We start from the raw sequence: 25,839 nt of genomic DNA on the forward strand, positions 1-25,839 counted from the left end.
CGGACGCGCACAGCGTGCTCTCGTGGCATGTCCGGGTCAAGAATCCGAATCGGCCAACGGGCCGACCGGTGACCGGCCACTGACGGGACGGTGGCGGCCACCGGTCGGCCGTCCCCACACACCTACCTGCTACGGCAGGCCGTGGACCTTCGGACCCACCGCGTTGGACCAAGCGCTACCCGCCTTGGCGTCCCAGTTGGTCGACCAGGTCATCGCGCCGCGCAGTCCCGGGTAGGTCTTCGACGGCTTGAAGGTCCCGCAGCTCGTGCCCCTGGTCAGGCAGTCCAGCGCGCTGTTCACGACGGCCGGCGAGACGTAGCCGCTGCCCGCGCCGCTGGGGGAGGCCGGGACCCCGATGCCCACCTGCGAGGGATCGAGCCCGCCCTCCAGCTGGATGCAGGCCAGCGCGGTGAGGAAGTCCACCGAGCCCTGGTGGTACACGTTGCCGTCGCAGCCGTTCATCGAGCCGCTGTTGTAGTACTGCATGTTCACGACGGTCAGGATGTCCTTCACGGCGAGAGCCGTCTTGAAGTAGCCGCCCTGGGTCGACTGCATGTCGATGGTCTGCGGGGCCATCGTGAGGACGAGCGAGGGCCCGGCCTTCGCCGACAGCGCGCGCAGCGCCTGGGTCATGTAGGTCGGGTTGAGACCGTTCTCCAGGTCGATGTCGATCCCGGTGAAGCCGTACTCCTGCATCAGCGCGTACGCGGAGTTCGCGAGGTTGGTCGCGGACGCCGAGTCGTTGACCGAGATGGTGCCCTTCTCGCCGCCGATGGAGAGGATGACGGACTTGCCGGCCGCCTTCTTCGCGGCGATGTCCGCCTTGAACTGGGGGACCGTGTAGCCGCCGAGGCCGGCCGAGTCGAGGTTGAAGGTGATGGCGCCGGGCGTGGCCGTGGCGTCGGCGAAGGAGACGGCGATGATGTCGTACTGCGCGGAGACGTCGGAGATCTTCTGGACGGTCGCGCCGTTGTCGAAGTTCTGCCAGTAGCCGGTCAGTGCGTGCTTGGGCACCGCCGGGTTCGGGTTGCCGCCCCCGCCGCTGGTGGTGGTGCCGGTGACCGCGGCGCCCTTCGCGCCCTCGCCGGCCGCGTTGTACGCGCTCACCTGGAAGGAGTACGAGGTCGACGCGGCGAGCCCGGTGATCTGCGCGGAGGTGCCCGAGGTCACGGTCCGGACGCGGGCGCCGTCCTGATACACGTAATAGCCGGCGGCTCCGCTGACCGTGTTCCACGAAAGGGTGAGCCCGCTGGAGCTCTGGCCGGAAACGGCGCTGCCGGCCGGAGCGCCGGGGATGGTCGGCGCGGGATCGGTGCCGCCTCCGCCGTCGGGGCCGAAGACGCTGAACTCGTCGACCACGAAGCCCGGCTGGCCGTACCACCCGTGGGTGTAGACCGTGACCTGGGTGGTGTTCGGGCCGGTGGTGAAGGTGGTGGACAGCTTCTGGAAGCCGCCACCGGTGCCGGGGGTCCAGGTGGAGACGTCCTGGGTGCCGGTCCCGGTCGCGCCGAGGTACACGTACGAGCCGTTGACCTGCTGGCTCAGCGCGTACGTCGAGCTCGGCTTGACGGTGACGACCTGGCTGCACCGGGCGTTGTCCTGGCCGGCCGGGGTGGCCTTGAGGGCGCCGGCCCCCGCGAAGACGGGGGAGGAGACGACGGCGCCGCTGCCGGAGGTGCACGTCCAGTTGGCGAGGCCGGACTCGAAACCGCCGTTGCGGACGACGTTGACGTCGGCGGCCCGGGCGGTGCCGGTGGCCAGCGCGGTGAGCCCGGCGGCGGCGAGGGTCACGGCGAGCGGGATGGCGAGGGAGCGTATGCGGTTCACGTGGGCTCCGGTGGGGGGAGTGGGGAAGTGAGAGCGCGTCAGAAGAGGTTCCGGGGCAAGTGGGGTGCCCCGCAGCCAAGTTGGTCTAGTCCAATGTCCATGTCAAGAGTGTTTGCAATATGGCTTGAACTGATCGACCCGCCCGTCGTCTTCCGATCCTTGTTGTCCGGATTTTCCCGACCTCCGTGACACGTGCCGGTGGCACGGGAATGCGCAAGGCCCTGCCCTGTCAGGAAGGACGTGGATATGGTGCTGGGGCAAGGGGGAAGGGTGTTGATCGTTTGCGGTCGCGCAGCACGCGCGCACGCACCGCGGTCAGGGGAACGCCCGCGGATGACCGGGTGAACGGGGGGATGCGCGTGCCGATCGCCATAGCTGTCACCAGCGCCGATCTGGTGCTGCCCGCCCCGGACCGGCACACCCCGGCCGCCGCCGTGCTGCCGCCGCCCGAGGAGCTCGACCTGGAGGGCGCGCTCGCCCTGACGGCCGGCCTGCTGGAGCGCCACGGCCACCTGGTGGTCCTCGTACCGGCCTGGCTCCGCACCTCCGCCGTCCGCCGCCTGCACACCGTCCGGGCCATCCTGGAGACCGACCGGATCGCCCTCGTCGACGTCGATCTCCCGCCGCTGGGAACCGCCCTGCTGGCACGTCAGCTCCGCCAGCTCAGCGTCTGCGACTTCAGCCCCGGAGTCCTCGCCTCCGCCGCCCGCCTCCTCGCGCACTACGTCTACGCGGGCGCGCTGCTCGGCTCGGTCGCCAAGCTGGACCGGGTGCCGGTCGGGCTGAAGGCGCACGCCAAGTCCTGGTCCCCGAACGCCCAGTTCGCCGTACTGGCCAACCCGACCCCGCACCTGGTCAAACTGGGCTCGGGCTCCGGCGGAACCCACGGCGGCGGCGCCACGCTCCCCCCGGGCCCCGACTTCGCCACCCACCTCACCTTCGCCCGCGGCCAGCTCACCACCGACTGGGTGGCCACCGACCTGGCCCCCGCCTGGCGGGTCCAGGGCGTCATGGAGAACCCGCTGCCCGCCGACTCGGCCGCCTGGTGGGCCACACCGAAGCTGGTGGAGTTCGCGGCCGCCATCCCGGACCCCTCGGTGCTCTACCAGCTCGTCGCCTCGGTCCGCCGCGAGGAGTGCCGCTGGTGCGGCTTCGAACTCATCGGCGACCGCTGCGGCTTCTGCGCCGCCCCGCTCCTCGCACCGCAGCCGCCCCCGCCGACGGCAGCCGCATCCGGAGCCGCATCCGGATCCGCGGCCCGGCTCCGCCCCAGTTCCAGACCCAGATCCAGACACTGACCGGCCCGAACGAAATGAAGAACGGCGAGGTACGACGGCCATGAACTCACGCCAGCGCCGCGGCGTCATCCTGCTGCTCCTGTCGGTCCTGTGCGCCCTCGCCGCCTTCGGCGGAGTCCTCGTGGTGATGGGCGACGTCAACTCCAAGGTCGGCAACGAGGTCGTCGCCTACCGGGTGAAGGGCGACATAGCCCCGTACACGCCCCTGGCGGCCGGCCAGTTCGAGCAGGTCACGGTCCCGAAGCGGTGGCTCTCCGAGACCGCCGTCACCGACCTGGACGCGCTCAGGGACAAGCTGGCGCTCACCGCCCTGAAGAAGGGCTCGCTGCTCCAGAGCGACATGTTCGTCGACAAGCCCAAGCTCCAGGCCGGCGAGCAGGAGATGGCCATCATGATCGACGCCTCGACGGGCGTCGCGGGCAAGATCACCCCCGGCGCCAAGGTCAACATCATCGGCACCTTCAAGAGCAAGAAGCAGGACGGCCCCGACCAGTCCGTGGTCATGGTGGCCAACGCCCGCGTCATCAACGTCGGCAAGCTCACCCCCCTCGACTCCAAGGACAGCGAGAAGAAGGGCGCCGCGGAGGCGGTCCCGATCACCTTCGCCCTGTCCGCCAAGGACACCCAGCGCGTCGCCTACGCCGAGTCCTTCGCGGAGCACGTGCGCCTGGCCCTGGTGGCCCCCGGCACCGACTCCCCGCCCAGCCCGGGCGACCGCTTCTACACCCTCGAAGGGGACAAGTGAGGCGCCGATGACCACCCGCATCCTCCCCGCCGTCGGCGACCCGGAATCCGCCCGCGTCATCGCCACCCTGCTCAGCCAGCTCCCGGGCGCCGAGCCGGCCGCCCCCGTCCCCGACTCCACCTTCCTCCTCGACATGCTCGCCCGGCTCGCCACCGAGTCGATCGACGAACTGCCCGAGGTGGTCCTCGTACACGAGCGGATCGGTCCGCTCCCCGCCCTGGACCTCATCCGCGAGGTCGCCCTGCGCTTCCCGGCCGTCGGCGTCGTCCTCCTCACCTCCGACGCGAGCCCCGCGCTGTTCTCCGCCGCCATGGACTCCGGCGCCCGCGGCCTGATCGGCCTGCCGCTCACCTACGAGGAGCTCGCCGCCCGCGTCCAGGCCGCCGCCCAGTGGTCCGTGGGCGTACGCCGCCACCTGGGCCGGGGCCCGGAGCTGCCCAGCGGCCCGGGCGGCAAGGTCGTCACGGTCACCGGCGCCAAGGGCGGGGTGGGCGCCACCTTCGCGGCCGTGCAGTTCGCGCTGGCCGCGGTGGCGGCCGGCCGGCGTACGGCCCTGGTCGACCTGGACCTCCAGGCCGGCGACGTCGGCTCGTACCTCGACGTGCAGTTCCGCCGCTCCATCGCCGACCTCGCCGGCATCCAGGACATCTCCCCGCGCGTCCTGCAGGACGCCGTCTACGACGACCGGACGGGCCTGGCGCTGCTGCTGGCCCCGGCGGACGGCGAACGGGGCGAGGAGGTCGACGACCGCGCGGCCCGGCACGTGATCGCCGCCCTGCGCGCCCGCTACGAGCTGGTCGTCATCGACTGCGGCACCCAGGTGACCGGCGCCAACGCGGCCGCCGTGGAACTCGCGGACGTGGCCGTCCTGGTCACCACCCCGGACGTGGTCGCGGTACGGGCGGCCAAGCGCATGGTCCGGATGTGGGAGCGGCTCCAGGTCAGGAAGGCGGAGGAGACCTCGATGATGGTCAACCGCTGGACCAAGCAGACCGAGATCCAGCCGTCCCTGATAGAGAAGATCACCAAGACCCGGGCGGTACGCACCCCCGTGCCGGCCGCCTTCAAGGAACTCCAGGCCGTCGTCGACGCCGGCCGGGTCCAGGACCTCGACAACCGCTCGACGGTCAAGCAGGCCCTGTGGACGGTGGCGGGGGAGCTCGGCCTCCTCGCCGCCCCCGACGCGGAACCCGCCGCCTCCCCGTCCGCCGAGCCCGGCGCGGCCCTGGCCGTAAGGGGCTCCGGCCCGATGGCCCGGCTGCGCGGCGGTGACCGGGGCGACCGCGGCGACCGCGGCGCGCTGGGGCCGTGGCTGCGGCGCGGGCGGGAGGGCTGACGGGTGTCCGGGCGGAGCCGGGACCGGGTGCGGGGCCGGGTACGGAACCAGGTACGGGCCCGGATACGGGGCCGCGGCGATCAGGGGCAGGTGGCGTTCGAGTTCGTCGGCATGCTCCCGTACATCCTGCTCGTCGTGGTGGCGGTGTGGGAGTGCGTGCTCATCGGGTACGCGTACTCCCTGGTCGGCAACGCCGCGGACGAGGCGGCGCGGGTGGGGGCGGTGCACGGCGACCGGGCGTGTGAGGAGGCCGGCCTGGAGCACATCTCCGGCGGATGGGAAGACCCGGCCGTGACCTGCACCCCGTCGGGGAACCTCTACAAGGCCACGGTCACGCTCAACCTCCCCATCCTGTTCCGGGGCTTCGACATCGGCGTCCCCATCACCGGCCACGGCGGCTCCCCGAACGAGAAGGAGGACTGAGATGAACCGGCTGCGCACAAGCCGCGACGGTGATCGCGACCGGGGTCAAGTCGCCCTGGAGTACATCGGGTTCCTGCCCTTCCTGCTCATCGTCGGGCTCGGCGGGATCCAGCTGGGATGGACCGCTTACGTGACGCAGCAGGCCGAGACGGCCGCCCGCACGGCGGCGCGCGTGGAGGCGCTCCATCCGGGCGAGGGGGCGGCGGCGGGCCGGGCGGCGATCAGGCCGAGCCTCGCGGCGGGAGCGGACATCGGCCGCGTCGTCACCGAGGACGCGATCACGATGAGGGTGACCCTCACGATCAACTCGGTCGTGCCCGGGATCGGCTCCGCCAACGTCACCCGGACCGCCGTCATGCCCAACGACGAGCGGAGCTGACCGGACCATGAGCCTGCGTTCCAGGGTGAACACCCCCGACGACCGCCACAACCCGCGCGAGGACGGCCGCCTGGTCTCCTCGTACCGCGCGAAGCTGCTGGAGGAGATCGACCTCGCCGAGATGTCCGCGCTCGCGCCCGCCGAGCGCCGCGCGCGCCTGGAGCGCGTACTCGGCCACATCATCAGCCGCGAGGGCCCGGTCCTGTCCACCGCCGAGCGCGCCCAGCTCATCCGCCGCGTCGTGGACGAGGCCCTCGGCCTCGGCGTGCTCGAACCGCTCCTCGAAGACCCGACCATCTCCGAGATCATGGTCAACGGCCCCGACCAGATCTTCGTGGAGCGCTCCGGCCGCGTGGAGCAGCTCCCGCTCCGCTTCGCCTCGCACGAGCAGCTGATGCAGACCATCGAGCGCATCGTCTCCACCGTCAACCGCCGCGTGGACGAGGCCAATCCGATGGTCGACGCCCGCCTGCCCAGCGGCGAGCGCGTCAACGTGATCATCCCGCCGCTCTCGCTGACCGGCGCCACCCTCACGATCCGCCGCTTCCCCCGGGCCTTCACCCTCCACGAGATGATCGGCGTCGGCTCCCTCGACGAGCAGATGGTCCTCCTGCTGTCGGGCCTGGTGGCGGCCAAGCTGAACGTGATCGTCTCGGGCGCCACCGGCACCGGCAAGACCACCCTCCTCAACGCCCTCTCCGGCCTGATCCCCGAGGGCGAGCGCATCATCACCATCGAGGACTCCGCCGAGCTCCAGCTCCAGCAGGCGCACGTCATCCGCCTCGAATCCCGCCCGGCCAACGTGGAGGGCAAGGGCGAGATCACCATCCGGGACCTGGTCCGCAACTCCCTGCGCATGCGCCCCGACCGCATCATCGTCGGCGAGGTCCGCGGCGGCGAGACGCTCGACATGCTCCAGGCGATGTCCACCGGCCACGACGGCTCGCTCGCCACCGTGCACGCGAACAGTTCCGTCGACGCCCTGATGCGCCTGCAGACCCTCGCCTCGATGTCCGAGGTGGAGATCCCCTTCGAAGCCCTCCAGGACCAGATCAACAGCGCCGTCCACGTCATCGTCCAGCTCACCCGCTTCGGCGACGGCCAGCGCCGCATCACCGAGATCTCCCTCCTCGACTCGCACGGCCGCGAGCCCTTCCGCATCACGACGGTCTGCCGGTTCGCAGCGATGCCCATGGGTCCGGACGGCCGCGTTCACGGCCGCTTCGAGTACTACCCGCTGCCCCGCTGGCTCGCGGACCGCCTCTACATGAACAACCAGCCGATCCCGCAGGCCTTCGGGGTGGCACCGGCCGGCGACCCGCTCACCGACCCCCTCCCCGCCCGCATCACCCGGACCGCCCTGTGAACCCACTGATCCTCCTCACCCTCGGCGCCACGCTGCTCGCCTGCGTCCTGGTGGTCGCCGGCCTCCACGCGTACGCCGCCGGCCGCGCCCAGCGCGCCGCGCTCATCGAGCGCCTCTCGGCGACCGGCCTCCCCGCGCCCATAGGCCGTACGCGCCGCTTCCCGGGCGTGGACCGGCGCCTGCGCACGACCAAGCTGGGGCGCGGCATCGAGCGCAAGCTCGCGGTGACCGGCCTGGACCTCACCGTCGGCGAGTACTTCATCTACATGCTGGCCACGGTCGCCGGGATCTGGCTGGTCTCGGCCTCCTTCCTGGCCCCCTTCTTCGGTCCCGTCGCGGGCCTGATCGCGCTGTGGGGCGCCAACGCCTTCCTCAACTGGCAGCGGGCGCGCCGCACCGAGCGCTTCATCAACCAGCTCCCCGACCTGGCCCGGATCCTCGCCAACGCCACCCAGGCGGGCCTGGCCCTGCGTACGGCCATCGGCATGGCGGCCGAGGAGCTGGAGGCACCGGCCGGCGAGGAACTGGCCCGGGTGGCCGCCCGGCTCGCGGTGGGCCACTCCATCGAGGAGGCCCTGGGCGAGATCGAAGAGAGGCTGCCCTCCCGGGAGTTGGTCGTCCTGGTCTCCACCCTCGTCCTGTCCGCCCGCGCGGGCGGCGCGATCGTCGGCAGCCTGCGCAACCTGACGGTGACGCTGGAGCAGCGCAAGGAGACCCGTCGAGAGGTCCGCACCCAGCTGTCCCAGGTCACGGCCACCGCCTACTTGGTACCGGTGATGGGCGTCGGCTCGCTGCTGCTCGTGGACGCGATGATGCCGGGCGCGCTGGACCGGATGACCGGATCCGTCATCGGGCAGAGCCTCGTCCTGGTCGCCCTGGGGCTCTTCGCGCTCGGATTCCTCGCCATCCGCCGCCTGTCCAAGATCGACGTATGAGGAGGCCGGCATGATCGCGCTGCTCCTGGCCCTCGCCGTGGGCCTGTCGGTCTTCGGCGTCTTCCACGGCGTCCGGCTCTACCGCGCCGACACCAAACTCCCGTCCGACCTGATGCTCGCCCTGGAGGTCGGCGCCACCCGCACGACGGCCGTCGGCTCGCTCATCGACCGCATCGGCATCCGCTACGCCCCGCTGATACTGCGCCTGATGGGCCCCGACCGGGTGGCGCGCAAACGCCGCCAGATCGACACGGCGGGCAACCCGTCCGGCCTGACGATCGACCGCTACGCCGCCCGCCGCGCCGTGTACGCCTTCCTCGGCGGCGTCGGGGCCTTCGCCATGCTGATCAACGGCCAGCTGATCCTGGCGCTGCTGATGGTGGCCTTCGGGCTGTTCTGGATCGAGGCCGGACTCTGGTCGGCGATCCGGATCCGCCGCGACCACATCGACCGGACCCTGCCGGACTTCCTGGACGTCCTCGCGGTGGTCGTCAGCGCCGGGCTCGGCTTCCGGCCCGCGCTGGAACGGGTGGCGGACAAGTACGCGGGCCCGTGGTCCGACGAGATCCGGATCACCCTCCAGCAGATGACCATGGGCGTCAGCCGCCGCCAGGCCTTCGACGAGCTGCGCCGCCGCAACGACTCCGAGCAGGTCGCGCAGTTCGTCACCGCCCTCCAGCAGGGCGAGGAGCTGGGATCCCCGATCGTGGACACGCTGATCGCCATCGCCGAGGACATGCGGCGCACGGACGCCCAGAACGCCCGCCGCCGCGCCGCCAAGGCCGTCCCGAAGGCCACCTTCGTCGTCACGATGTTCATGCTGCCCGGGACCATGATCCTGCTCATCGGCGGGTTCGTGTACGGAGCGGACGTCGACTTCGGCGCCATGTTCGGAGGCGGCTGAGCCGTGACCGCCTCGCTCGACGCCACGGCGTCCGCCGCCGCACGGGACCGGCCGTCTCCGCGCCCCGCGGTGCAGCTGCCGATCGCCCTCCAGGCCAACGCCCTGCAGGCGCTGTGCCGCCAGGTCTTCGCCTTCCGCCTCGTGATGATCGCCCTGGGGACGCCGGTGGTGCTGAGCCGCACGGCGCCCGGGGCGCCGACGCACCTGGCGGGCGGCGCGGTGCTGCTCACGTTCCTCTTGTCCTACGGCCTCTTCCGCGACTGGGAGCGCTTCGGACCGCTGCTCCTGCGCCACCGCTGGCCGCTGGCGGTCGACTGGGTGTTCTTCAGCGGACTCCTCCTCCTCACGGCCACCCCCGGCTCCCCGCTCCTCCTCGCCTCGGTGTGCACGCCGCTGCTGGCCGGGATCGTCTACGGCCGGCCCGGCGCGGCGGTCTACGCGGTGGTCCAGGCGGCCGTCGTGGCGGTGGTCGCCGAGGCGCTGACGCTGGCGGTGTTCTGCGTCCTGGCGGGTGCGGCCGGGGCCAGCCTGCGCGGCCTGCTCCTCCGCTTCGGGACGGCCGGCCAAGCCCTGCTGGAGACCCGCGCCCGCCTGGCGGTGGCGGAAGCGGTGCAGGCCGAACGGGACCGGCTGGCCCGCGAGTTGCACGACTCCGTCGCGAAGACCCTGCACGGCCTCGCCCTCGCCGCCGACTCCCTGACCCGCACCACCGACCCGGCGACCCTCCGCCGCCAGGCCGCCCTGGTGTCCGGCGCGGCCCGCCGCGCGGTCGGGGAATCCCGGGACGTACTGGCCGACCTGCGCCGGGACCCGTACGCGCCGGGGGTCTCGCTGGCCGCCGAACTCCGGGCCCGGATCGGCCCCGACACCGACATCGATTTCGCCGAGCTGCGCGTGAGCGGCACCCTCCCGGTCGTGCCCGCCCCGGTGGCCCGGCACCTGCTGGCGGTGGCGGGGGAGGCGGTGGAGAACGCCCGGCGCCACTCGGGAGCCGGGCGGATCACGGTCGAGGCGGCCGTCGCCGCCTCCGACCTGGTGCTGGTGATCGAGGACGACGGCCGGGGGCTCCCGGGCGGCATCGACGTCCCTGCGCTGGCCGGCGCGGGCCGCTTCGGCCTGCTCGGCATGACGGAACGCGCGGCCGCGATCGGCGCCCGCCTCCACATGGGGGCCCGGGCCGGCGGGCGGCCGGGAACCCAGGTCCGCCTGGCCCTGCCGCTGGCCGCCCTCGCGGCGGGGAGCGGTGCGTGATGGCGCCGCTGCGCGTGCTCATCGCCGACGACAACCCGGTCGTACGGGCCGGCCTGGCGGCCCTCCTGGGCACCGCCGAGGGCATCCAGGTGGCGGCGGAGGCGGCGGACGGCCGCGAGGCGCTCCACCTGACCCGGCTCCACACCCCCGACGTCATCCTGCTGGACGTCCGGATGCCCGGCGTGGACGGCATCTCGGCCCTGCCCCACCTCGTGCGGCTCGCGCCGGTGCTGATGCTGACGTACAGCCAGGAGTCGGAGATCGTCCGGGAGACGCTGCTGCTGGGTGCGGGCGGCTACTTGGTGCACGGCGAATTCACGCCGGATCACCTCGTCGCGGCTGTCCGAGACGTCCGCGCGGGGCGGGCACATTTCAGCCCGACGGCGGCGAGCGCGGTGCTCACGGAACTCCGGACCTCTTCGCATCCGCAACGAACTGTGGGACAGTCTACGGAGCGTCTTCCCAACCATGCTGTGTTCGGCCTGAGTTCGCGTGAGGAGGAGGTCATGGATCTCATCGCTTCCGGCATGAGTAACCAGCAGATCGCAGCCAGTTGCTTTATCAGCGAGAAGACGGTCAAGAACCACATCAACCGGATCTTCGCGAAGCTCCAGACGGCCACCCGCAGCGAGGCGATAGCCCGTTGGCTGGGAACAGCCCGTCCGGGGGTGGCTGGCCATGGGTAGACGGAGTGCGCAGTGGGTCCGTAATTGGGTCCCGGGGCCCTTTGCAACTGCTGGTGCGTCGTCGTACCGTCCGCGAACCGATATCGGCGCCGTCTCTGGAGAGGACTCCCATGCTGAAGCTCAGGCTGCTCAAGGCGATCGTCGAACGGAAGAACCGGATGCGGCGGGGCGGGGACGAGGGGCAGACGGTCTTCGAGTACCTGGGGATCATCGTGATCATTGCGTTGATCATCGCGGCGATCATTGCGTCTGGGCTGGCGGGCAACATTTCGGGTGCCATTACAGCGGTCTTGAAGAAGATCACGGGCTAGGTACCGGAGTGGGGGCGCGTGACCGGGGGCAGGTTCTCCCCTTCTACGCCGCGATGATGGCCTGCCTACTCTTCGCAGCCTTGGCCTTCGTCGCCGTCGGGATGGCGGGGGCCACGCGCAGCAATGCGCAGGGTGCCGCCGACGCGGCGGCTCTCGCGGCTGCACAGGAGACGAGGGACAACCTGCTCGTGGGCATGGATCTCCTCACTCTCACGCCCGCCGACTGGGAGGACATCCTTGACGGTGATCGGCTCGACCCGGAGGGGGCTTGCGCGAAGGCGCGGCAGTTCGCCGAGTCGAACGGCGCTAGTGCTGAATGCAGCGTCGGCATCCTGAGGTTTACCGTCACCACAGAGACCGATGACGCGGTCGGGGACACGGTCATCGATGGAACCGAGAACATGAAGGGCAAAGCCACAGCAACCGCTGTGATCGAGCCTCGGTGCGCCCTGCAGCCCGGTTCCACCCCCAGTCCGAACCCGACGCCGACGCCAGGTGGTGGGGCAACGCCCGGCCCGTTCGGCATCAACTGCAAGGGCCGTGGGGTGGTCACAGTGGATCCCTCATCGCCAGGTTCGTTGACCAAGCTCGCGAGGCAGTTCTTCACTGTGCGACTGACCGACTGACATCGAACGAGAGACAAGGAAGCGGCGTACATGAGCATTCGGCAGAAGGCGAAGGTCCGTGGGGGAGCGGCCGTTGCGGTTGCGGCGGTCTTGGCCCTCTCGGTGGCCGGATGTGGCGGAGGTGGCGAGAAGGCGAAGGAGCCGACGAAGTCCGAGACTCCCCAGGCCCAGGGAAGTAGCCCTCAACAGCCTGCGCCCACCGTAAGCAAGGGCTCGGGACCTCTCGAAGTAATCGCTACCGCGCAAGGGCCTTCCGGCATCACATTGGAGGTCAACTCGGCAGTACGCGACCAGGACGGGTACGTCACCGTCACCGGTCAGATCAAGAACACAGGCTCCGCGATCTTCTCCAGCCTCGGACCCTTGCGCGGTGAAGAGAAGACCGCCAGCCACGGGTCGGTTGCCGGCGCGACTTTGGTCGATGCTGTGGGCAAAAAGCGCTACCTCGTGCTGCGTGACACAGAGGGACGGTGTGCATGCACTACCGGTCTCCAGATTATCGAGGGTGGGGGAAGCGTCCCCTTCTTCGCGCAGTTCCCCGCACCACCGGCCACCACCACCGAAGTCGTGTTCGGTCTGCCGACCTTTGCCGCGGCCACCATCAAAATAGCCGGGTGACCCCATGACTAAACGCCATCGCATCACAGCTGCCACAGCCGTCGCCGGCCTCGTCATCGCCGGGGCCCATTTCGTCGGCGCGACCAGTGCCCACGCGGACAACGTCACGCCGTCCGTACCCCCGGGTACCGAACCCTCGGCCTCTGCGCCCCCGCCCATCAGGCCCGACTCCCCGGGGCTGAAACTCCCGCAGGGCGGTGTCCTCGCACCCTCCAAGGTGCTGGACATGGTCGAGGTCGTCGAAGACCTCGGCGGCGAAGAACGGCGCCAGGAGACGAACCAGACCGTCATGATGGCGCTGCAGTCCGAGGTGATGTTCCCCGAGGACAGTGCCGTCTTCAACGCCCAGGCCGCCGCTCGTCTCCAGGCCATCGCGCAGGAGATCAACACCCAGAAGGCCACCACCGTTCGGGTCTTCGGCTTCACCGACGACCAGGGCAGCTACGAGCACGGCAAGGAACTCTCCAAGAAGCGCGCTGATGCCGTCCAAGCCGAGCTGGCGAAGACGGTGACCAATCCCGGCATCACCTTCGACGTACGCGGCTACAGCGAGGACTACCCGATCGCCGACAACGGCACCGAGGAAGGCCGCAAGAAGAACCGCCGCGTGGAGATCACCTTCCCCCGCAGCGTCAAGTAGGGCCGGACCCGACCCCGTCACCCGTTCCGGCGGGGGCGGGGTTCAGTCCGTCAGCAGGTGGTCGGCCTTGCCGGCCTTGATGTCCCGGATCAGCTGGTGCAGTGCCTCGCGGGTGTCCGTGAGGGGGGAGTCCTCCTGGCCGGAGAGGGCTATGTAGCTGTTGCCGTCCCCGTCCACCCCGATCCGGTAGCAGGAGTTCCCCTCGCCGCAGAAGGGGTCCTCCCAGGTCACGTCGGTCACGGTGTCCCCTCTCACAGTTCGCTAGCGATGCTGCGGATGAAGTCCCGGGAGGGCCCCGGGCGTAGCGCGAGCTTCTCCATCCGGTCGAAGTGGGCGCGGTACTTCGTCAGTTGGGACTCGGCGTGGAGGAAGTCGGGCCCGTGCGAGTTGTCGATCTGCACGGTGTCGAGTTGTGCCGTCGGCCCCTCCGCGTAGAGCACCGTTTGTCCCGCTCCCGGAATGCCGCCCGCCTCGAACGGGAGGACGAGCAACGTCACATTGTCCTGTTCGGAGCGATGGATCAAGTGGTTCAGCTGTGCTCGTAGGACGCCCGCACCGCCGAACCTCATCCGCAGGGCGGCCTCGTGCACGACGGCCACGAGCGCAGGTGCGTTCTCACCCTCCAGGACCTTCTGTCGCTCGACGCGCAGTGCCAGCCGCAGCGCGACCTCGTGCTCGGGTAGTGCGGGGATGACCATGCGGAACACGGCGAGTGCGTGGTCCGAGGTCTGGAGCAGACCCGGCATGTGGAGCGGGTACGCAACCCGCATCCGGATGCTGCGGGACTCCAACTCTGCGATGTCCAGGAAGCCTTGCGGCACCTGGCCTCGGTAGCGGTCCCACCATCGCGGGCCGGCGGGTAGGGCCATGTCCGTCAGTCCGGCGATGTACCGCTCGTCATCGACCTGGCAGTTGCACGCCAGGGTGCGGATCCGTTCGGTCGAGATGGCGCGGGTGCCCGACTCTATGGCGGAGATCGCGCCCCGGTCCACGCCCAGGAGGCCCGCCGTGAACTCGGCTGAGAGCCCTGCTGACGTGCGCATTCGGCGGAGTTCGTACCCCAGTCGCTTCTGGCGCTCGGTGGGAGCTGTCCTCGCGGTCATGGGGTGCAGTCTTGCGCGTCGCCGGGCCCTCGTGCCACGAACGGCTGACTTCTCGCACAAGGCGGGCCAAAAATGGCCCGTGCCGCGCTACATTCAGTAATGCACCGCTCACGCAAGGGAGTTGGAAGTGCATCGCCGCAGCATGCCTCGGCCTCGACCCGGCCTCGGCGACGAGCCACTGCCCCCACCAAACGCGAGAGCAACCGATCTCACGACAGGGAGTCCGTCATGCTCAGCCCCTTCATGCCCGCCGGCCCCGGCTGCTTCGACGCCTGTTCGCCGGAGGCCGACTCGCCACCTTCCCCCGACGGGCTGTCGTGCAGCCTGACCGTGCCCGGGGAGCCGTACAGCGCCCAGATCGCGCGCGGCACCGTACGGTCCGTGCTGCACGCCCACCGGCTCGACCGGGTCGTGCCCGCCGCCGTGCAGGTGGTCGGGGAACTCGTCGCCGCGGCCTGGTACTTGGACCCCGGGCGGAGCCTGTACCTCGCCCTGCGCCACCGCGAGGAGGCGCTGCGCCTCACGGTCTACGACGGGCACGCGCCCCACTCCCACCCCCGCCTCGCCGCCCACTGCGAGGCCCGCCGCAGGGCCGCCCTGCGGGTGATGGCCGCCGTGGTGCGGGACTGCGGCGGAGCGTGGGGCTTCGGGGAGTCCCGGGAGCCCGGGGGTGGTACGCGGACCTGGGCGAGCCTGCCCGTGGCGGGGGCCGCCGGGTACCTGGCTGGGTCAGTGGCTGCGCCGGAGTGAGGTCCGTACGCGAGGAGCAGTCGCCCGCCGGCCCTTGTCCATGATCATCGCGCTGGGGGAGCCGTGTGACGCCCCGTCTGCCGACCGGCGGCGTCACGCGGAGGGGGAGTAGCGAACATGGCCACGGAAACGACGAGATCGAACGACGCCGAGCCGAGCGTCGACGAGCCGAACGACGATGCGTCCGCGCGCGGGGACCGGAACCGTCGCATCCTGATGCGGGGCGGGGTGACCGCGGCTCTGGTCTGCGTCGTCGCCGTCGCATCCGTCTTCGTCGCGGGCCGGTTCCCCGGCGACTCGATGGACGTCGCCTGGAAGACCCCCGCCGTCAAGGCCTCCGACCTGGTCGTCGGGAGTTGGGTGGACCTCATGGGGAGCGAGGACTGGCTGGTCGGCGACACGTTGGTGCAGAGCCGGTTGCACGCGGCGGCCGGTTACGACGCCGGGAGCGGCAAACAGGTCTGGGAGTACCGGCCGCCGGGCAACGCCAAGATCTGTGCCGCCGCGGCCGACGTCGACCGGTCCGTCATGGTCGTCACGCGCGACGACGAGAACCGGCCCGCCTCGGACAAGGGGCAGTTGTGCACCACGCTCGCCGCGGTCGGCATGGAGAACGGCCGCGAGCTCTGGCGCACCGCCGTCCCAGCCGCGCCCGCGGACAGGCGCCCGAGCGACTTCGATCATCCTCCGGTGACCGCGGGCGGTGGCCTCGCCGTGCTCGCCCACCAGGGACTGCGCGCCATCGACATACGCACCGGCGCGCCCCGCTGGGCGGTTCCCGTGCGGCCGGACTGCCTTCCGGCCCAGGCCAAGCCGGCCGTGCGCCACATCGGCGTGCTCCTCGCCTGCGGCGGCAAGGAGAAGGAACAGGGCAGGATCATCCCGAAGGACGCCGAAATGCACGCGGCCGCCTTCGACCCGGCCGCCGGCGCACTCCTGTGGTCCCACCCGCTCGGCGACCGGGAGCCGTCCACGTGGGGCCTGGGCAGCCCGGAGGTGGTCTCCGCCGACCCGCTGGTCGTGAAAGGCCTCCGGGCCTACTACTCGTTCGGCAAGGACGGCCGGCCCAACCCGACCATCACCTCCTACGGCTCGCACGAGGTGGTGGACGGCAACAGGCTCTACCTCCTCGGCGGCTTCTACGTGAAGAAGGTCGGCACCCGGCACAGCGCCTACGCCTTCGACCTGGCCACCGGACAGCAGGTGTGGAAGACGGACCTCGAGGCCAACGTCAGTGTCTTCCACCTCCAGGACGGGAGACTGACCGCGGTCGGCGAAGGCCTTGACCTGGGCCTGGTCCCGGCCGTGCACCTGTTCCTCCTCGATGCCGCCACCGGCGAGGAGCGCGACGTCCGCCGCTTCCACTACCGCAAGACTCCGTCGGGCGAGGCCTTCGAGTACGAGGACCTGCTCATCGTCGGGGACACGGCGTACAAGCGCGCGTGACGCGACGGCGACGCGGCTGACGGCTCAGTCGCGCCGCCCGGCGGAGTTCAGGCGGGCCGCCTGGCGGGTCAGGTGGTCGCGCTCCGCGAGGTTGGGGGCCCGGCGGGCCGCCTCGGCGTACAGGCGGGCCGCCGTCGACAGGTCGCCGTCGCGTTCGTGGAGGTACGCGGCCACCGCGGTGTGGCGGGGGAGCGCGGCGTCCAGTTCCGCCAGCGCCGCCAGGCCGGCGCGGGGGCCGTCGGCCTCGCCGACCGCCACCGCGCGGTTGAGGCGGGCGATGGGGCTGCCGGTCAGGCGTACCAGTTCGTCGTACCACTCCACGATCTGCACCCAGTCGGTCTCCTCGGCGGTCTGCGCGTCGGCGTGCAGGGCCGCGATGGCGGCCTGGGCCTGGAACTCGCCCAGCCGGTCGCGGGCGAGGGCGGGATGGAGGATGCCGATGCCCTCGGCGATCAGAGCCGTGTCCCAGCGGGTGCGGTCCTGTTCGGCGAGCGGGATCAGGCTGCCGTCGGGGGCGGTGCGCGTGGCGCGCCGGGCGTGGTGGAGCAGCATGAGGGCGAGGAGGCCGGACACCTCCGGGTGGTCGATGGAGGCGGCCAGGCCGCGGGTGAGGCGGATGGCCTCGGCGGCGAGGTCCACGTCGCCGGAGTAGCCCTCGTTGAAGACCAGGTAGAGGACGCGCAGGACGGTGGCGACATCGCCGGGGCGGTCGAAGCGGACGTCGGAGACGGTGCGTTTGGCGCGGCTGATGCGCTGCGCCATGGTCGCCTCGGGGACGAGGTAGGCCGCGGCGATCTGGCGTGTCGTGAGTCCGCCGACGGCGCGCAGGGTCAGCGCGACGGCGGAGGACGGGCTCAGGGAGGGGTGGGCGCACAGGAAGTAGAGCTGGAGCGTGTCGTCCACGGCGGGCGCGGGGCCGGGGGCCGGCTCCTCCTCCACCCGGTCCTCGCGCCGGCGGCGGGCGGTGTCCGCCCGCGTCGCGTCGAGGAACCGGCGCCAGGCCACGGTGACCAGCCAGGCCTTCGGATCCCGGGGCGGGTCCTCGGGCCAGGCCCGGACCGCTTCGAGCAGGGCCTCCTGAACGGCGTCCTCGGCCGCCGCGAAGTCGGCTCCGCGGCGGACGAGGATCCCGAGGACGTGCGGGGTGAGGCTCCGGAGCAGGGCCTCGTCCATCGGCGTGGTCACGAGTGCGGGCACTCCGGGATGGTGGGCGGCGCCGACAGGAAGGGACGCAGCTCCAGCCACTCGTGGATCGGCTTGCCGCCCGCGCCGGGGGCCGCCGAGAGCTCCCCGGCGAGCTCGACGGCGCGCTCGTAGCCGTCCACGTCGATCACCATCCAACCGGCGATCAGGTCCTTCGTCTCGGCGAAGGGGCCGTCGGTGACCGGCGGGCGGCCCTCGCCGTCGTACCGCACCCAGGTGCCCTCGGGGGCGAGCGCCTGACCGTCGACGTACTCGCCGGTCCCCTCCAGCCGCGCCGCGAAGTCGCTCATGTACTGGATGTGGGCCGAGATCTCCTCCGGCGTCCACTGGTCCATGGGGACGTCGTTGGCCGGAGCCGGGGCGCCGCGGTAGTGCTTGAGAAGCAGGTACTTGGCCATGGTGGTCTCCTCGGTGCTGTGCGGCCCATTCTGGCCGCTCTCACTGAGGAGACGGAGCCGGGCACGGGTTCTCGACATCGCCGCCGAAACTTTCTTCCACGGGTTTCGAGGAGCCGGAAGCGGTCGCCCGCGAGCCGTGTGCGTAGTCCGGGCCGGATGGATGTGCCACCCAGCCCGGCCCGTGCGGTCACCTGCTATGCGTCAGGCCGGCCCAGTCGCCGAGGACGCGGCCGTCGTTGTTCCAGTTCCAGTTCCAGGGGCCGCCGCCGTGCTTGTTGCCGTGACGGTCCTTGTTGCTGTGACCGTCCTTGTTGCCGTGACCGTGCTTGTGGTTCTGCCACTTGTAGTGGCAGTGCCACTTGCCCCAGCCGTGGTGGCCGTGGCCGTGCCAATGGCAAGAGACGGTGCGCTGACCGTCGTGGCCGGGTGCCATCGAAACGGTTGTGGTGTTGGCTGACGGTGTCGTCGGCGCGGCGAATGCGCTGGAGGGCAGCAGTGCGCCTGCTGTGGCCAGGGCGGCCGAGGCCGTGAGAACGACGAGGCGCCGTGTGCGGGGTATGTGACTCATGAGGGTTCGCCTCCTAGGAGCAGAAATACGGGATAGCCGAACGGTCCTTGCCTACACGGACCTTCCGGTAGCGGGAATCTGTCCCGCCTGACGCACCGTGCGGGGTTTGCCCCGGACGGTGCGGGTGGGTCACCTGCTCTGCGTGATCCCATGCCTCCATTAACCCCGGGCCGGCGCAGGGCGTCATGCCCCTGCATTTCGGGGCTTGACAGCTCCTCCCCGGCCCGCCCGCTCCTCCTCCGAGGGTCCGTCCGGGTGCGGAAACGACTTCGGTGCGCGCCGTGGCTCGGGAGCCTCGGTGCGCACCGAAGGTGGTCGGGCCGGGCCCGGTCGGGTCCGGCGGTCAGGCCGGGTCCGGTCCGGTCAGCAGGTGGGGATGCGGTTCAGGTTCGCGGCGTAGCGGGCGGAGATCCAGCCGCGGCCGTCGGCGAGCTTGTACCAGATGGAGTTGCCGTCGACCGAAGTGCCGTTGGTCTTGCACATCACCCGGACCTGGGCGCCGTGCTTGATCACGCCGGTCTTCCCGTAGTGGGTGCCGGGACCGGTGCGGACGTGCAGCTTGTCGCTGACGATGCGGGCCATCGGCTTGCCGGGCTTGTTGCCCTTGCCGCCGTGGTCCTTGCCGCCGTGGTCCTTGCCGCACTTGCACGTGCCCGGCTTGCCCTGGTCGCCCTGGTCGCCCTTCGGGCCCTTCGGACCCCTCGGGCCCTTCGGACCCCTCGGGCCCTGGTCTCCCTTGGGCCCGCCCGGTCCGCGGTTGCCCTTCTCGCCCTGCTCGCCCTTCGGTCCGCCGGGGCCCCGGTCGCCCTTCGGGCCCTGGTTGCCCTGCTCGCCCTTCGGTCCGCCCGGTCCGCGCGATCCCGTCGGTCCGGCCGGGCCGGTGGTGCCGCGGTCGCCCTTGTCTCCCTTGTCGCCCTTCGGGCCGCCGGCCGGACCGGTGTCGCCCTTGGGGCCCTGCGGTCCGCCCGGTCCGGGCACTCCGGCCGGTCCGGTCGGGCCGGGGTTGCCCGTGTCGCCCTTCGGCCCGGCCGCTCCGGTGTCGCCCTTCGGGCCGCCCGCCGGACCCGTGTCGCCCTTCGGTCCCTGGGCGCCGGTCTCGCCCCTCGGGCCCTGGGGGCCTCCGGCCGGACCCTGGTCGCCCTTCGGGCCGGCCGGACCGACGTCGCCCTTGGGTCCCTTCTGGCCCTTGGGTCCCTGCGGACCCCTCGGCCCGCGGTCACCCTTCTCACCGCGGTCGCCGCGGTCGCCCTTCTCGCCCCGCTCGCCCTGGTCACCCTTGTCGCCCTTGGGTCCGGGGCGGCCCGGCTTGCCGTGGTGACCGGGCTTTCCGTCGTGGCCCGGCTTCCCGTCGTGCCCGTCCTGCCCGTCGTCGCCCTTGGGCCCCGTCACCGGGGTGGACACCGCGTACAGGCCGGGCGAGGACCCGGCCCCGGCCGCCCACTCGCCGCCGTCGAGCGTCGTGCCCTCGGGAGCGTCCGTGTCCACCCGTACGAGTACGCCCAGCCGGGTGCCGCTGTCCGCCGGGAAGGCGAAGCCCGCGCGGTCGGCGGCGTCGCAGGTGAGCTGCCGTGCGTCGCCCGAGCGGGTGCAGGACGCCCCGGCGCGGTCTCCGTTCCAGTAGAAGCGGGCCTCGGGGAAGGTCGTCCGCTCCGGGGCGGTGATCCGGAAGCTGCTGCTGAGCGCCGGATCGCCGCCGGTCTCCGCCACGATCACCACGCGGCCGGTCTTTCCGGCGGCGATCGAGGGGACGTACGGCTGGGAGAACCGGATGTGCGGCGAGTCGGCGGCGAAAGCCGGCCCGGCCGGCAGCAGGCAGGTCGCGGTGACGGCCGCGACGACCAGGGCGGCCGACGTGCAGCGGGAAGCAGACAAGGGTGTTTCCTCCGCGAGGAAAAGCGACGGAACCGGAGGGCGACCGCCGAATGCGGTCTTCCGGTGGACAAAAGTCCCAACACCAGTTAAAAGCCGACAATGCGATGCGAATGTGACCGACGCGTAACCGGTCACTCGGCAGCCGCGTGAATTCCGCCGCCGGCCCGGACCAGGACGTACGCCGCCACCGTCGCCCGGCAGCCCCTGAGGCCGGAGGCGATTACCGTGCGCAACCCTCACCCCAGGCCCCGGAGTTATGCTGGCGAGGAACCCTGGGGAGGCAACGTGACCGAGCGCAAACCGCCTGGTGTCAGCTTCGAATCCTTCGTGGACCGCCAGATCAGACAGGCCGAGGAACGCGGCGAGATCGAGAGCCTGCCCGGCTTCGGCAAGCCCCTGGCCTCGCTCGACGCCCCGTACGACGAGCTCTGGTGGATCAAGGGCAAACTGCACCGCGAGGGCTTCGCGGTCCTCCCGCCGGCGCTCGCGCTCCGGAAGGAGGCGGAGGACGCCCGGGAAGCGGTCAAGGCCGCCCGCACCGAACGGCAGGTCCGCGACCTCCTCGCGGAGGTCAACGACAAGATCCGCGCGGCCCTGCGCAGGCCCCCGCCCGGCCCCCCGCTGCACCTCGAGGAGTTCGACGTCGAAGCCGAACTCGCGCAGTGGCGGGAGTCCCGGGAAGCCCGCTAGGGACGGCCTGACGCGGTGGCCGCCGCCGTCCCGGGCTCAGCCGGCCCCCGCCGAGCAGCACCGCCCCGATGACCGCCGCGACCAGCGGTGACAGCTTCTGCGAAGACGGCGGCGAGCGGGAGCAGGAGGAGTCCGCCGGGTGAGGGGCGGCGGTCGGTGGTCAGAAGCCTTCGTAGGCCGTGAAGGGCTTGGACGGTGTCGTCTGCGAGCCGTAGCGGGCGCCGATGAGCCTGCCCCCGTACGCGAACAGCGTGTCCACCGTCTCGTGGTCCTCGGGGAAGCTGCGGGTGTCGCGCTGTTTGCCCGTGGCGGCGTCGAGGACCCGGACGCCGTGGTGGGAGCTGCGGGTTCGCGTGGTGAGGACGGTGAGTTTCCCGTCGTGGGGGAGGAAGCGGTAGCCGGTGTCGCCGTCGAGGCGGTCGTCGGCGGTGGGCCCGCCCCAGACGGGCTCTCCGGTGGCCAGGTCGAAGGCGGTCAGTCGGTAGGCGTTGTCACGGCTGCTCCGGGCCTGGCGGAAGGTCGAGGCATAGAGCCGGCTTTCGTCCGCGGCCGCCTGGAGCCGGTCGTTCACCCGGATCTGACCGTAGTCACCACTGAAATCGATCGGCGGGTTCGGGCGGCCGTTGCCGCCGAAGGAGAAGTAGGCCCCGGAATCGGAGTCGCCCGATGACGAGGCGGCCACGACCAAGGGGTCGGCCGAGGCATGGCAGCTGCGGAGGTGCCACGAGCTGCGGCAGAGCCCTGACCTGCTCGCGGTTCGAACCGGAGGCGGTCGTGACCCGGCACTCGATCTACATCCCCGTCGCTGCGTGAAATCCCCTTCTCTTCAACGGTGATTGCCCGTTGCGAGTGAACTTCCGATCCTCGGGCCTCGGTTCGCCGGTCACGCCGGTGGTCGGTTTTTGAGCGCCCCCAGTGCGGTCAGGGCCTCGGTGACGCGGTCCGCCTGGTGGGTGGCGCCGCGGAGGTTGGGGTGGAGGACGGTGCAGGCCTCGCCCTGGGCCGGGATGGAGCGGCAGAGCTCGGAGGGTGGGTCGCTCTGATCGCCCGGCCCGGTCAGGCTGTCCTTGATCCCGTACATCCAGCGCTGCTCGCCGGTCGCGCACACCCCGTGCCCGGTGCTGGAGGAGTACGTGTCCACGAACACCGCCCCGCCCTGCCGGGCCTGCTCCCGCAGAAGGGTGTTGAGCCGGCGCTCCAGGCTGTCGATCCAGGGCATGTCGCCCTTGGCGACCGTTCCGAGCTGGTGCCAGGACCCCCAGCCGCAGCCCGCGGACTCGTCCACGACGGCCGGATATCCGACGACCGCCACCCCGGCGCGCGGGGCGCGCGTGCGGATCTCCTTCAGCAGGGCCGCGAAGTCGGCCTCCAGCGCGGTGAACCGGGCGTCGAGCTCCGCGGCGCCCCCGCCCCGCACGTAGTGATCGGTGCACGGCCTGCCCGTACCGAAAGAGGCCAGTCCCCGCTTCACACAGGCCTCGACGATCTCGGAGAAGCCCACCGAGTTGCCCCCGGCGCCGACGGTGACGAGATCGGCGGCTGCCGTAACGGCTGTGATCTGCGCCGGTTTGGCGGTCCATCCGCCCGGTGGGGGCACGGATGGTGGCCCCTTCAGCTCGGACTGCGGACCCAGCAGCCCCGCTCCGACCTCGGCGGCGGAGCAAGTGACATCGGTGAGCTTCAACTTCAGCCGCCGCGCGGCCTGGTGTGGATAGTCCTGCTCGGAGCGGCCGCATCCGTCGGTGTTCCAAGGGCGCACGAAGGAGGCGGCGCTGTACGAGTCGCCGAGGGCGACGTAGGAGAGGGGGGCGGAGGCGGCGGCGGGTGCCTGCGGCGCGAGGGCGCCGGCGAAGACGGCTGCCGCGGCAGCGGTGGTGGTGAGGGTGAGACGCATCATGACGGCGGTGCCTTCGGCTCGGGCACTGCGGCTCTCCCGCAGCGCACATCACCAAAAGTAGCCGACACGACTACGGAGAGTAATCTTTCGGGCTCTTGTTCGTTCGATCGAGTGAACGCAGGGGCTATGCCCCCCGGTGGGCCTGGGTGATCAGGTCCGTCGCGACCTCCAGGGCGGCCTGGCGGGTCTCCTCCGGGTCCCCCTCCACGTGCTGGAGGAACATCATTCCCGCGTGCAGGGTGAACAGGGCGCTCACGCACCGCACTTGGTCGGTCAGCGGGGCGTCCTCCCGGCCGGTCCGGAGTAGCTCCACCAGGGCGAAGAGGCGCTTCTTCACCGTCTCGCCGATGCTCAGCTCCCGCAGTGAAGCCTGGTTCTCCTGCATGAAGCGGTACAGCGACGCGCCGCCCGCCATCGCCTCGCTGTAGCGGCGCAGGACCTCCCGCTTCATCTCCAGCGTGCGCGGCTGCTCCTCCGCCCACTGGATCAGCTCGTCGATCGGCCGGGTCAGGTCGTCGAACAGGCTGATGATGATGTCTTCCTTGGTCTTGAAGTGGTAGTACAGCGCCGCCTTCGTGACCCCCAGGTGCTCCGCGATCTCGCGCAGCGACGTCTTCTCGTACCCCTGCTCGGCGAAGAGTTCCAGTGCGACGTCCTGGATGCGCTGCCGCGTGTCGCCGCGACGCTGCTGCGGACTGCTGCTGGACATGACTCTCCCCTGACTACTTACTTGACGCCCGGCTAGTTACGGGTCTACCTTCCCCAGTGTAGTGAACTAGCCGGTCGGCAAGTAAGTCCCACGGCCGGTGCGCATGCGCCAGGGGAGTGGAACATGGTGGAAAAGACGAAGAAGGCGGACACCTCGGAGGAGGTGAAGCCGCGCAGCGTGCGGGTCGTCCTGATGGCGCTCATGATCGCGATGCTGCTGGCCATGCTCGACAACATGATCATCGGCACGGCCATGCCCACGATCGTCGGCGAGCTCGGCGGCCTGGAACACCTCTCCTGGGTCGTCACCGCCTACACCCTGGCCACGGCCGCATCCACGCCCATCTGGGGCAAGATCGGCGACATGTACGGGCGGAAGGGCTCCTTCCTCACCTCGATCGTCATCTTCCTGATCGGCTCCGCGCTCAGCGGCATGGCCCAGGACATGGGCCAGCTCATCGGCTTCCGCGCGATCCAGGGCCTCGGCGCGGGCGGTCTGATGGTCGGCGTCATGGCGATCATCGGCGACCTGATCCCGCCCCGCGAACGCGGCAAGTACCAGGGCATGATGGCCGGCGTGATGGCCCTCGCCATGATCGGCGGCCCGCTGGTCGGCGGCACCATCACCGACCACATGGGCTGGCGCTGGTCCTTCTACATCAACCTCCCGCTCGGCGCCGTGGCCCTGGCCATGGTCACCGCGGTGCTGCACCTCCCCAAGAAGGTCCACGGGGAGCGCCCCAAGATCGACTACCTCGGCGCGGCGCTGCTCACCATCGGCATCACCTCCACCGTCCTCTTCACCACATGGGGCGGCACCGAGTACGCGTGGGGTTCCGCCGAGATCATCGGCCTGATCGTCGTCGGCATCGCCTCCATCGCCGGCTTCCTCTACGCCGAGACCAAGGCCGCCGACCCGGTCATGCCGCTGCACATCTTCCGCAGCCGCAACTTCGCCCTCATGTCCGTGATCGGCTTCCTGGCCGGCTTCGCGATGTTCGGCGGCGTGCTGTACCTGCCGCTCTTCCAGCAGTCGGTCCAGGGCGCCTCGGCCACCAACTCCGGCCTGCTCCTCCTGCCGATGCTGCTCGCGATGATGATCGTCTCGCTGATCGCGGGCCGGATCACCACCAACAGCGGCAAGTACAAGATGTTCCCGATCATGGGCGGTGGGCTCATGGTCGTCGGGCTCTTCCTGCTCGCGACCATGGACACCGGGACGAGCCGCCTGATGTCCGGCGTGTACATGGCGGTGCTGGGCGCCGGCCTCGGCTTCCTGATGCAGATCACGATGCTGGTCGCGCAGAACAGCGTCGAGATGAAGGACATGGGCGTCGCGTCCTCCTCGGCGACCCTGTTCCGTACGCTCGGCGGCTCCTTCGGCGTGGCGCTGATGGGGTCCCTGTTCACCAGTCAGGTCACCAGCACGATGACCGACCGGCTCGGTCCCGAGGCGGCGACCGCGGCGGGCTCGGCGCAGCTGGACGCGGCGAGTCTGGCGAAGCTGCCGGAGGTCGTGCGGGATGCGTACCAGCACGCGGTGGCCGCGGGTACGCACTCGGCGTTCCTGCTGGGTGCGGGGATCGCGGTGCTGGGCTTCGCGGCTGCCTGGTTCGTGAAGGAGGTTCCGCTGCGGGGGGCGGCGGAGGCCTCCGGCGGTGGGGGTCCGGCCAAGTCCGAGGTGGCTTCGGGGGCGGTGGTCGTGCGCTGAGCTGCGCACGCTTGGGTGAACGGGGCCCGGCTCGGTGGATCTGCGGATCCTCCGGGCCGGGCCCTCGTCGTACCCCGGGTGGGGGTGGGGTGGGGCGGGCGGGGCGGGTGGGTGCGGTGGTCGGCCGCGGCCGCGGCCGGGTGGGGGT

The 25,839-nt window shown here is 71.1% G+C and carries 28 protein-coding genes; 18 read left to right on the plus strand and 10 right to left on the minus strand.

Going from position 1 to position 25,839, the window contains the following annotated elements:
• Positions 1-129: 129 nt before the first annotated feature.
• Positions 130-1,827, minus strand: coding sequence for a chitinase (locus tag AC6CKD_RS02430; RefSeq protein WP_498324803.1), 1,698 nt, complete (start codon positions 1,825-1,827; stop codon positions 130-132).
• A gap of 353 nt (positions 1,828-2,180) precedes the next feature.
• On the opposite strand from AC6CKD_RS02430, the gene AC6CKD_RS02435 reads away from it, so the two are divergent.
• The 14 genes from AC6CKD_RS02435 to AC6CKD_RS02500 all read left to right on the plus strand — a co-directional run bounded on the left by AC6CKD_RS02435 (position 2,181) and on the right by AC6CKD_RS02500 (position 13,345).
• Entirely contained in the window at positions 2,181-3,125 is a 945-nt protein-coding gene (locus tag AC6CKD_RS02435; protein ID WP_498324804.1) for a hypothetical protein, read from the plus strand.
• A gap of 40 nt (positions 3,126-3,165) precedes the next feature.
• Complete coding sequence (cpaB, locus tag AC6CKD_RS02440; protein ID WP_498324806.1) at positions 3,166-3,870, plus strand: Flp pilus assembly protein CpaB; 705 nt, start codon at positions 3,166-3,168, stop codon at positions 3,868-3,870.
• A 7-nt stretch (positions 3,871-3,877) separates the two neighbouring features.
• Positions 3,878-5,206: a CpaE/TadZ family protein gene (locus AC6CKD_RS02445; protein ID WP_498324807.1), complete on the plus strand. Its 1,329-nt coding sequence runs from the start codon at positions 3,878-3,880 to the stop codon at positions 5,204-5,206.
• Between the two features lie 3 nt (positions 5,207-5,209).
• A complete protein-coding gene (locus AC6CKD_RS02450) occupies positions 5,210-5,629 on the plus strand; it encodes a TadE/TadG family type IV pilus assembly protein (protein ID WP_498324808.1) in 420 nt (139 codons plus the stop codon).
• Position 5,630: 1 nt separating this feature from the next.
• Positions 5,631-6,008, plus strand: coding sequence for a TadE/TadG family type IV pilus assembly protein (locus AC6CKD_RS02455; RefSeq protein ID WP_498324809.1), 378 nt, complete (start codon positions 5,631-5,633; stop codon positions 6,006-6,008).
• A 7-nt stretch (positions 6,009-6,015) separates the two neighbouring features.
• Positions 6,016-7,374 carry a TadA family conjugal transfer-associated ATPase gene (locus tag AC6CKD_RS02460; protein WP_498324810.1) on the plus strand — a complete coding sequence of 453 codons (1,359 nt, stop codon included), beginning with the start codon at positions 6,016-6,018 and terminating at the stop codon, positions 7,372-7,374.
• On the plus strand, positions 7,371-8,309 hold the full coding sequence (locus AC6CKD_RS02465; protein WP_498324811.1) for a type II secretion system F family protein: 939 nt from the start codon (positions 7,371-7,373) through the stop codon (positions 8,307-8,309). Before AC6CKD_RS02460 ends, AC6CKD_RS02465 begins: the two co-directional genes overlap by 4 nt.
• A gap of 13 nt (positions 8,310-8,322) precedes the next feature.
• Entirely contained in the window at positions 8,323-9,213 is an 891-nt protein-coding gene (locus AC6CKD_RS02470; protein ID WP_498325412.1) for a DUF5936 domain-containing protein, read from the plus strand.
• A 3-nt stretch (positions 9,214-9,216) separates the two neighbouring features.
• The gene (locus tag AC6CKD_RS02475) at positions 9,217-10,464 is read left to right on the plus strand and encodes a sensor histidine kinase (protein ID WP_498324813.1); all 1,248 of its coding nucleotides are present in this window, start codon (positions 9,217-9,219) and stop codon (positions 10,462-10,464) included.
• Positions 10,464-11,150, plus strand: coding sequence for a response regulator (locus AC6CKD_RS02480; RefSeq protein WP_498325413.1), 687 nt, complete (start codon positions 10,464-10,466; stop codon positions 11,148-11,150). Before AC6CKD_RS02475 ends, AC6CKD_RS02480 begins: the two co-directional genes overlap by 1 nt.
• 110 nt (positions 11,151-11,260) lie before the next feature.
• Positions 11,261-11,461, plus strand: a complete 201-nt coding sequence (locus AC6CKD_RS02485; protein WP_498324814.1) for a hypothetical protein — start codon at positions 11,261-11,263, stop codon at positions 11,459-11,461.
• A gap of 8 nt (positions 11,462-11,469) precedes the next feature.
• Complete coding sequence (locus AC6CKD_RS02490) at positions 11,470-12,087, plus strand: pilus assembly protein TadG-related protein (protein ID WP_498324816.1); 618 nt, start codon at positions 11,470-11,472, stop codon at positions 12,085-12,087.
• A gap of 30 nt (positions 12,088-12,117) precedes the next feature.
• Positions 12,118-12,705: a hypothetical protein gene (locus tag AC6CKD_RS02495; RefSeq protein ID WP_498324817.1), complete on the plus strand. Its 588-nt coding sequence runs from the start codon at positions 12,118-12,120 to the stop codon at positions 12,703-12,705.
• Positions 12,706-12,709: 4 nt separating this feature from the next.
• On the plus strand, positions 12,710-13,345 hold the full coding sequence (locus tag AC6CKD_RS02500) for an OmpA family protein (protein WP_498324818.1): 636 nt from the start codon (positions 12,710-12,712) through the stop codon (positions 13,343-13,345).
• 42 nt (positions 13,346-13,387) lie between these two features.
• Here AC6CKD_RS02500 and AC6CKD_RS02505 read toward each other — a convergent pair whose 3' ends face one another.
• On the minus strand, positions 13,388-13,585 hold the full coding sequence (locus tag AC6CKD_RS02505) for a hypothetical protein (protein ID WP_498324819.1): 198 nt from the start codon (positions 13,583-13,585) through the stop codon (positions 13,388-13,390).
• 11 nt (positions 13,586-13,596) lie between these two features.
• Positions 13,597-14,448: a helix-turn-helix domain-containing protein gene (locus AC6CKD_RS02510; RefSeq protein WP_498324820.1), complete on the minus strand. Its 852-nt coding sequence runs from the start codon at positions 14,446-14,448 to the stop codon at positions 13,597-13,599.
• Between the two features lie 228 nt (positions 14,449-14,676).
• Between AC6CKD_RS02510 and AC6CKD_RS02515 the strand changes: the two genes are divergently transcribed.
• Positions 14,677-15,198, plus strand: coding sequence for an ATP-binding protein (locus tag AC6CKD_RS02515; RefSeq protein ID WP_498324822.1), 522 nt, complete (start codon positions 14,677-14,679; stop codon positions 15,196-15,198).
• 117 nt (positions 15,199-15,315) lie between these two features.
• Complete coding sequence (locus AC6CKD_RS02520) at positions 15,316-16,644, plus strand: outer membrane protein assembly factor BamB family protein (protein WP_498324824.1); 1,329 nt, start codon at positions 15,316-15,318, stop codon at positions 16,642-16,644.
• Positions 16,645-16,668: 24 nt separating this feature from the next.
• On the opposite strand, the gene AC6CKD_RS02525 is transcribed toward AC6CKD_RS02520, so the two are convergent.
• From AC6CKD_RS02525 to AC6CKD_RS02540, 4 genes are all read right to left on the minus strand, one after another.
• Entirely contained in the window at positions 16,669-17,817 is a 1,149-nt protein-coding gene (locus AC6CKD_RS02525; protein ID WP_498325414.1) for an RNA polymerase sigma factor, read from the minus strand.
• An 8-nt stretch (positions 17,818-17,825) separates the two neighbouring features.
• A complete protein-coding gene (locus AC6CKD_RS02530) occupies positions 17,826-18,245 on the minus strand; it encodes a YciI family protein (protein ID WP_498324825.1) in 420 nt (139 codons plus the stop codon).
• 187 nt (positions 18,246-18,432) lie between these two features.
• Positions 18,433-18,813, minus strand: coding sequence for a hypothetical protein (locus AC6CKD_RS02535; protein WP_498324826.1), 381 nt, complete (start codon positions 18,811-18,813; stop codon positions 18,433-18,435).
• Positions 18,814-19,176: 363 nt separating this feature from the next.
• Positions 19,177-20,685 carry an SH3 domain-containing protein gene (locus tag AC6CKD_RS02540; protein ID WP_498324827.1) on the minus strand — a complete coding sequence of 503 codons (1,509 nt, stop codon included), beginning with the start codon at positions 20,683-20,685 and terminating at the stop codon, positions 19,177-19,179.
• A gap of 285 nt (positions 20,686-20,970) precedes the next feature.
• Between AC6CKD_RS02540 and AC6CKD_RS02545 the strand changes: the two genes are divergently transcribed.
• Positions 20,971-21,375, plus strand: a complete 405-nt coding sequence (locus AC6CKD_RS02545; protein ID WP_498324828.1) for a DnaJ family domain-containing protein — start codon at positions 20,971-20,973, stop codon at positions 21,373-21,375.
• A 160-nt stretch (positions 21,376-21,535) separates the two neighbouring features.
• Here the strand turns inward: AC6CKD_RS02545 and AC6CKD_RS02550 are convergent, their stop codons facing one another.
• From AC6CKD_RS02550 to AC6CKD_RS02560, 3 genes are all read right to left on the minus strand, one after another.
• Positions 21,536-22,057, minus strand: a complete 522-nt coding sequence (locus tag AC6CKD_RS02550; RefSeq protein ID WP_498324829.1) for a hypothetical protein — start codon at positions 22,055-22,057, stop codon at positions 21,536-21,538.
• 201 nt (positions 22,058-22,258) lie between these two features.
• Entirely contained in the window at positions 22,259-23,272 is a 1,014-nt protein-coding gene (locus AC6CKD_RS02555) for an SGNH/GDSL hydrolase family protein (RefSeq protein WP_498324830.1), read from the minus strand.
• Between the two features lie 124 nt (positions 23,273-23,396).
• A complete protein-coding gene (locus AC6CKD_RS02560; RefSeq protein WP_498324832.1) occupies positions 23,397-23,981 on the minus strand; it encodes a TetR/AcrR family transcriptional regulator in 585 nt (194 codons plus the stop codon).
• Positions 23,982-24,104: 123 nt separating this feature from the next.
• Between AC6CKD_RS02560 and AC6CKD_RS02565 the strand changes: the two genes are divergently transcribed.
• A complete protein-coding gene (locus AC6CKD_RS02565) occupies positions 24,105-25,691 on the plus strand; it encodes an MDR family MFS transporter (RefSeq protein WP_498324833.1) in 1,587 nt (528 codons plus the stop codon).
• Positions 25,692-25,839 lie beyond the last annotated feature (148 nt).

The sequence above is a fragment of the Streptomyces sp. GQ60 genome (assembly GCF_059758875.1).

Bases quoted from the DNA above. Each gene is read 5' to 3' on its own strand.
- AC6CKD_RS02555 (WP_498324830.1), bottom strand. From the start codon at position 23,272: ATGATGCGTCTCACCCTCACCACCACCGCTGCCGCGGCAGCCGTCTTC.
- AC6CKD_RS02485 (WP_498324814.1), top strand. From the start codon at position 11,261: ATGCTGAAGCTCAGGCTGCTCAAGGCGATCGTCGAACGGAAGAACCGG.
- AC6CKD_RS02535 (WP_498324826.1), bottom strand. From the start codon at position 18,813: ATGAGTCACATACCCCGCACACGGCGCCTCGTCGTTCTCACGGCCTCG.
- AC6CKD_RS02565 (WP_498324833.1), top strand. From the start codon at position 24,105: ATGGTGGAAAAGACGAAGAAGGCGGACACCTCGGAGGAGGTGAAGCCG.
- AC6CKD_RS02455 (WP_498324809.1), top strand. From the start codon at position 5,631: ATGAACCGGCTGCGCACAAGCCGCGACGGTGATCGCGACCGGGGTCAA.
- AC6CKD_RS02480 (WP_498325413.1), top strand. From the start codon at position 10,464: ATGGCGCCGCTGCGCGTGCTCATCGCCGACGACAACCCGGTCGTACGG.
- AC6CKD_RS02445 (WP_498324807.1), top strand. From the start codon at position 3,878: ATGACCACCCGCATCCTCCCCGCCGTCGGCGACCCGGAATCCGCCCGC.
- AC6CKD_RS02515 (WP_498324822.1), top strand. From the start codon at position 14,677: ATGCTCAGCCCCTTCATGCCCGCCGGCCCCGGCTGCTTCGACGCCTGT.
- AC6CKD_RS02525 (WP_498325414.1), bottom strand. From the start codon at position 17,817: ATGGACGAGGCCCTGCTCCGGAGCCTCACCCCGCACGTCCTCGGGATC.
- AC6CKD_RS02560 (WP_498324832.1), bottom strand. From the start codon at position 23,981: ATGTCCAGCAGCAGTCCGCAGCAGCGTCGCGGCGACACGCGGCAGCGC.
- AC6CKD_RS02495 (WP_498324817.1), top strand. From the start codon at position 12,118: ATGAGCATTCGGCAGAAGGCGAAGGTCCGTGGGGGAGCGGCCGTTGCG.
- AC6CKD_RS02435 (WP_498324804.1), top strand. From the start codon at position 2,181: ATGCGCGTGCCGATCGCCATAGCTGTCACCAGCGCCGATCTGGTGCTG.
- AC6CKD_RS02530 (WP_498324825.1), bottom strand. From the start codon at position 18,245: ATGGCCAAGTACCTGCTTCTCAAGCACTACCGCGGCGCCCCGGCTCCG.
- AC6CKD_RS02520 (WP_498324824.1), top strand. From the start codon at position 15,316: ATGGCCACGGAAACGACGAGATCGAACGACGCCGAGCCGAGCGTCGAC.
- cpaB (WP_498324806.1), top strand. From the start codon at position 3,166: ATGAACTCACGCCAGCGCCGCGGCGTCATCCTGCTGCTCCTGTCGGTC.
- AC6CKD_RS02510 (WP_498324820.1), bottom strand. From the start codon at position 14,448: ATGACCGCGAGGACAGCTCCCACCGAGCGCCAGAAGCGACTGGGGTAC.
- AC6CKD_RS02500 (WP_498324818.1), top strand. From the start codon at position 12,710: ATGACTAAACGCCATCGCATCACAGCTGCCACAGCCGTCGCCGGCCTC.
- AC6CKD_RS02460 (WP_498324810.1), top strand. From the start codon at position 6,016: ATGAGCCTGCGTTCCAGGGTGAACACCCCCGACGACCGCCACAACCCG.